6 protein-coding genes and 1 pseudogene are annotated in these 4,860 nt (G+C 61.4%); 5 read left to right on the top strand and 2 right to left on the bottom strand.

What is annotated here, in order from left to right; all coding sequences use genetic code 11:
- The coding region (locus L9Z73_RS25400; RefSeq protein ID WP_247407022.1) for a collagen-like protein at positions 1-518 on the bottom strand (518 nt) is incomplete at its 3' end.
- Between the two features lie 171 nt (positions 519-689).
- Positions 690-1,385, bottom strand: a complete 696-nt coding sequence (locus tag L9Z73_RS25405) for an OmpA family protein (protein ID WP_247407025.1) — start codon at positions 1,383-1,385, stop codon at positions 690-692.
- A 190-nt stretch (positions 1,386-1,575) separates the two neighbouring features.
- Between L9Z73_RS25405 and L9Z73_RS25410 the strand changes: the two genes are divergently transcribed.
- From L9Z73_RS25410 to L9Z73_RS25430, 5 genes and pseudogenes are all read left to right on the top strand, one after another.
- On the top strand, positions 1,576-2,073 hold the full coding sequence (locus L9Z73_RS25410; RefSeq protein WP_247407028.1) for a DUF6231 family protein: 498 nt from the start codon (positions 1,576-1,578) through the stop codon (positions 2,071-2,073).
- Between the two features lie 4 nt (positions 2,074-2,077).
- A complete protein-coding gene (locus L9Z73_RS25415; protein WP_247407031.1) occupies positions 2,078-2,548 on the top strand; it encodes a YchJ family protein in 471 nt (156 codons plus the stop codon).
- A gap of 21 nt (positions 2,549-2,569) precedes the next feature.
- Positions 2,570-3,052, top strand: coding sequence for an LEA type 2 family protein (locus L9Z73_RS25420; protein WP_247407034.1), 483 nt, complete (start codon positions 2,570-2,572; stop codon positions 3,050-3,052).
- Positions 3,049-3,249 (top strand): SEC-C metal-binding domain-containing protein, encoded by a 201-nt coding sequence (locus L9Z73_RS25425; RefSeq protein ID WP_003189235.1) that lies wholly within the window; start codon positions 3,049-3,051, stop codon positions 3,247-3,249. Before L9Z73_RS25420 ends, L9Z73_RS25425 begins: the two co-directional genes overlap by 4 nt.
- A gap of 102 nt (positions 3,250-3,351) precedes the next feature.
- Positions 3,352-4,737, top strand: a pseudogene (locus L9Z73_RS25430) (penicillin acylase family protein); the annotation flags it as partial.
- Positions 4,738-4,860 lie beyond the last annotated feature (123 nt).

Consider the following 4,860-nt stretch of genomic DNA (forward strand, 5'->3'; position numbering starts at 1 on the left):
CCAGCCAACCCGTCGCCACCGTTATCGCCGTTGGCACCGCGCCCGGCGGAACCCCAAGTGCAACCCGGGTCCTCGCCGTTGGCGCCATCCAGCCCGGCATAACCTTGGGCGCCGGTACCACCACGGGCATCCACCGACAGCTCTTGCGCCGTCAGGGCATTGATGCGCAAGGTCAGGTCACGCCCAGCCTTGGCTGGTTTTTCATGGGTACCGGGAGCACCACGCGAGGTGATCTGGCTGCCGTGCTCCAGTTGCGCCTGACGCACCTGCAATTGCAGCGCGGTGTTACCGGGAGCGATGGCGATGCGTGCTTCGCGGCCCAGGTGCAACACCTCCACCGAGACCTGGCTGATCGTGGCCGGAATGAGCAAAGTGCCGTAGTCCGCCACGTCCAGGCGTTCCAGTTGCAAAACGCTGGTACTGCTGGGCAAGCGCATCAACGAATTGGTTTCAACACTGACGTTCTGGGCCAGGGCAACGGGGCTGACCAACAGGGCCAACAGAAAAACCTTACGCATCATGGGGCTCCTGAGTGCTGGGGAATTTGTTATTTCAAATTTTTCTTTGGGCGCACAGTAACGACTTCTACAGGCGATTTGCCAGTGAAGGATCAAAAAACTTGAGAAGGCGGCGGTTTCAGCGAGGATCGCCAACGATGCCCCTGCGGAATCCCACAGGGGCAGGGGCTGTCAGCGGTTGATCTGGATTTCCACGCGGCGGTTCAGAGCACGCCCTTCAGCGGTTTTGTTGTCAGCCACCGGATGGCTTTCGCCCGCACCGGTCACCGATACAAAGTTACTGCGAGGCACGCCGGAGCCGATCAAGTAATCCGTCACCGAGTGGGCACGTTTTTCCGAGAGTTTCTGGTTATAGGCGTCCTTGCCGACGCTGTCGGTATACCCGCTGACCCGCAGTTGGGCGCTCGGGGCTTCCTGTTTCAGGCGGGTGGCGATGGTGTCGAGCTTGGTTTTGTCCGCCGCCGTCAGCTTGGCCGAGTCGAACTGGAAGTGTACGTCGCGAATCACGATGGTTTCTTCCTTGACCACAACCACCTCTTCAACCACAACGGCGGGTGGCGCAGGTGGGCAACCATTGGCATCGACCTGCACGCCTTTCGGCGTACCGGGGCACTTGTCGCGGCTGTCCGGCACGCCATCGCCGTCTTCGTCGCCATCGCCGTGTACCCAGCAATAGGCGCCGGCCATGCCGCCGATCAACAACGCGCCGTAGCCGGCATAGGCTGAGCTTTCCGTCGCACCGATCGCCGCGCCGGTCACACCGCCAACGGCGGCGCAGGTGGGCCAATCGGTTTTTTGCAAACCTGCGCAACCTGTCAATACTCCGGTTAGCAGAATCAAGGGTAGAGCTGTCCGCATGATGCTCATCTGATTTCTCCTGGGGGGATCGGCGGGGGCCGATGGGTGGAGTAAAGACCGCTCTTTTCAACTGCGCCAGTACGCCACACCCCAGTATTCATTGAGGACGGCCGCACTTGAGGGACTTTTCTCAGCCACCCGCTCTAGGCCCGCACGCTCAGCCGCGCTAGTCTCTAGGGTCCTGATGTGAGGATCTCTGATGACCGCTGGTATTTCTTCTCGTACACCCCAGCAAGCCCTGGCTGCCTTGCTCGATTTGCAGCAGCCCAAACGCCTGTTGCTGTTGGGTGCCAGCCAGTTCCCGGCACTGGAAGCCTTTCAAAAGGCGCACCCCGAGACCCAGGTGTCCGTCGCGGCGCCTGGCGCGTTGCCGGCGGAACTGGCGGCGCAGCGTTTTGACCTGGCGCTGGTGGTCGATTGCCTGGAACACCTGTCAAAACCACAAGGTCTGACCCTGTTGGGCGGCATTCGCAACCTCAATGCCAGCCGTATTGCAGTGCTGGTGGACCTGGGAGCCTGCGACTGGAAGGACACTGACTTCTTCTCCCTGGCCCTGCAGGCCGGCGAGCGCTTCCAGCGCGATGAGCAGGTGCTGACGCTGTTTACCTATGATCTGCTTGACTATAAACAGGTGCCGGACTGGCTCAACGCCCGCTTCTGGGCCAACCCGGAAAACTTCGGAAAGTATTGGTGGTAACCCAATGACGACATCCATTTGCCCCTGCGGCAGCGGCAACCTGCTGGATGCCTGCTGCGGCCATTATCACGCCGGCCACCCGGCGCCGTGCGCCACCGCGCTGATGCGCTCGCGCTACAGCGCCTACGTGCTGGGCCTGGTGGACTACCTGGTGGCCACCACCCTGCCCGCGCAACAGGCCGCTCTGGACCGTGACGCCATTGCCGCCTGGAGTGCCCAGAGCACCTGGCTTGGCCTGGAGGTGGAAAGCTCCGAGGTGTTCGGCGGCCAGCCGGAACATGCGTTCGTGACCTTTACTGCACGCTGGCATGACAGCACCGGCGAACATAGCCACCGCGAACAGTCTTCTTTCGTACAGAATGAGGGGCGCTGGTACTTCATCGACCCGACAGTGGAGATGAAGGCCGGACGCAATGACGCGTGCCTCTGCGGGAGCGGGCAGAAGTTCAAGAAGTGCTGCTCCAGCTACCTCTAATCACCTGACAGGGATCACGCCATGCTCCGGACTTACAGCTTGTTGCTGGCGTTGACCCTTGGCTTGAGCGGCTGCGCCTCGTGGTTCGAGGACGACACGCCCCCGCCCCACGTCTCGCTGGTGAAAGTCGAAGTGGTACGGGCCAAGTTACTGGAGCAGAAGTTCAAGCTGTATTTCCGCGTGGACAACCGCGACGACGCCGACCTGACGGTGCGGGGCCTGATCTACAAAGTCAGCCTGGGCAACCTGCTGCTGACCGAAGGCGAATCCAACGAATGGCTCACCGTGCCGCCGCGTGGCCATGCCTTTTTCAAGATCACGGTGCGCACCAACCTCTGGCCGCAAATCCGTGATGTGGTGCAGATACTGAAAAAACCCGACCGGCCCGTGCCTTATCGGCTGGAAGGCGAACTGAAAACCGGATTATTCATCGGTAATGACGTGCGCGTGGACCACAATGGCGAGATAATCCCCGGCGATTTTATTCCGGAGCGACATCGATGACTCAGCAACCCCATGTCCATGGTCCTGACTGCAACCACGATCACGATCACCATGATCACGACCACGGCCATGTCCACGGCCCGAACTGCGGCCATGCTCACCAGGAGCCGGTGCGCAACGCCCTGAAGGACGTTGGCCGCAACGATCCATGCCCATGCGGCAGCGAGAAGAAATTCAAGAAGTGCCACGGCGCTTGATACCTGGCGTCTGAAAATAAGCCTTAGCTCCTGCTTGCGTCGTTTCACCGCGCTCACTAACGTAGCGCCTTTACTGACGCCACCCCCCGCAGGAGCTTTGCCATGGCCTCGCCAGCCCTCTCACATTTTCTTCCCCGGTTCGGCGTTGCAGCGGCAGTGGCCAGTGCATTAAGCCTGGCTGGTTGCCAGCTCCAGAGCACCCAGGACACCCTGCCACCCGTTGCCGGCGTACAGCCGATCAAGGGCCTCGCGCAGAATGTTTCGATACGCCGCAATGCCCAGGGCATGCCGCTGATTGAAAGCAACACCTTCCACGACGCGCTGTTCAGCCTCGGTTATGTGCATGCCAGCGACCGCATTACGCAGATGGTCACGTTGCGCTTGCTGGCCCAAGGCCGCCTGGCGGAAATGTCCGGCCCCGAGGTGCTGGATGTCGACCGCTTCATGCGCGCGGTCAATCTCAAGAAAAGCGCCAGCGAGCTGTACAACGCCTCGTCGCCGCGTCTCAAGCGCTTCTTTGAAGTGTATGCCCGTGGTGTCAACGCCTACCTGTTCCGCTACCGCGACAAGCTGCCACCGGACCTCGCCCAGACCGGCTACAAACCCGAGTACTGGAAGCCGGAAGATTCGGCGCTGTTGTTCTGCCTGCTGAATTTCAGCGAGTCGGCCAACCTGCAGGAAGAATTGTCATCCCTGGTACTGGGGCAAAAGGTCGGCGTCGACAAACTCGCCTGGCTCACCCCAAGTGCGCCGGATGAGCCGATCCCGCTGGCCGAAGCCGACAAACTCAAGGGCGTGAACCTGGGCCAGATCACCGGGCTGGCAGGGCTGGAGACGGTCAGCCAGCAACTGAGCAGCCTCAACTCACTGGCGGTCACCACCTCGAGCAACTGGGCGATTGGCCCGCAACGCAGCCGCAGCGGCAAAAGCCTGCTGGCCAACGACCTCGCCGCCCAGCCGCAAGCACCGTCGCCATGGAACTACGTGCAGATCCGCGCCCCGAAATACCAGGCCGTCGGCGCCTCGATTGCCGGCCTGCCGACCCTGTTGTCCGGCTTTAACGGCAAAGTGGCGTGGAGCATGAGCACGGTCAAGGGCGACACCCAGGACCTGTTCCTGGAAAAGGTCAAACGCCAGGGCAGCGCGTTGTACTACGAGAGCAACGGCAAATGGCTACCGGCCGGCGTGCGTAACGAGACCTTTTTCATCAAAGGCCAACGCTCGATTCGCGAAGTGGTGTACGAAACCCGCCACGGCGCCCTGCTCAACAGTAGCCAGGCGCTGACAACGGGACTGGGCCTGGCCCTGCAAACGGCGGACGTCAAGGACGACAAGAGCCTGGATGCGTTCTTCGACCTGTCCCGTGCGCAAACCGCCGGCAAAGCCTCGGACGCGACCCGGGAAATCCGCGCCATCGCCTTGAACATGGTGTTCGCCGACGCCAGCAACATCGGCTGGCAAGTGACCGGGCGCTTCCCCAACCGCCGCGGATTCTACCGGCCCAACCCCCACACCAACATGAACGATATTCATGCAAAACCTGCACATGCTCCAAATCCACACAGGTTTGCTATGATCCACGCCCTCCGTAATGCCTGACCAGAGTAGTCC

Origin of the sequence: Pseudomonas emilianonis, assembly GCF_023072625.1 — a bacterium.
GTDB classification, from domain to species: domain Bacteria; phylum Pseudomonadota; class Gammaproteobacteria; order Pseudomonadales; family Pseudomonadaceae; genus Aquipseudomonas; species Aquipseudomonas paraveronii.

Bases quoted from the DNA above. Each gene is read 5' to 3' on its own strand.
- L9Z73_RS25405 (WP_247407025.1), bottom strand. From the start codon at position 1,385: ATGAGCATCATGCGGACAGCTCTACCCTTGATTCTGCTAACCGGAGTA.
- L9Z73_RS25410 (WP_247407028.1), top strand. From the start codon at position 1,576: ATGACCGCTGGTATTTCTTCTCGTACACCCCAGCAAGCCCTGGCTGCC.
- L9Z73_RS25415 (WP_247407031.1), top strand. From the start codon at position 2,078: ATGACGACATCCATTTGCCCCTGCGGCAGCGGCAACCTGCTGGATGCC.
- L9Z73_RS25420 (WP_247407034.1), top strand. From the start codon at position 2,570: ATGCTCCGGACTTACAGCTTGTTGCTGGCGTTGACCCTTGGCTTGAGC.
- L9Z73_RS25425 (WP_003189235.1), top strand. From the start codon at position 3,049: ATGACTCAGCAACCCCATGTCCATGGTCCTGACTGCAACCACGATCAC.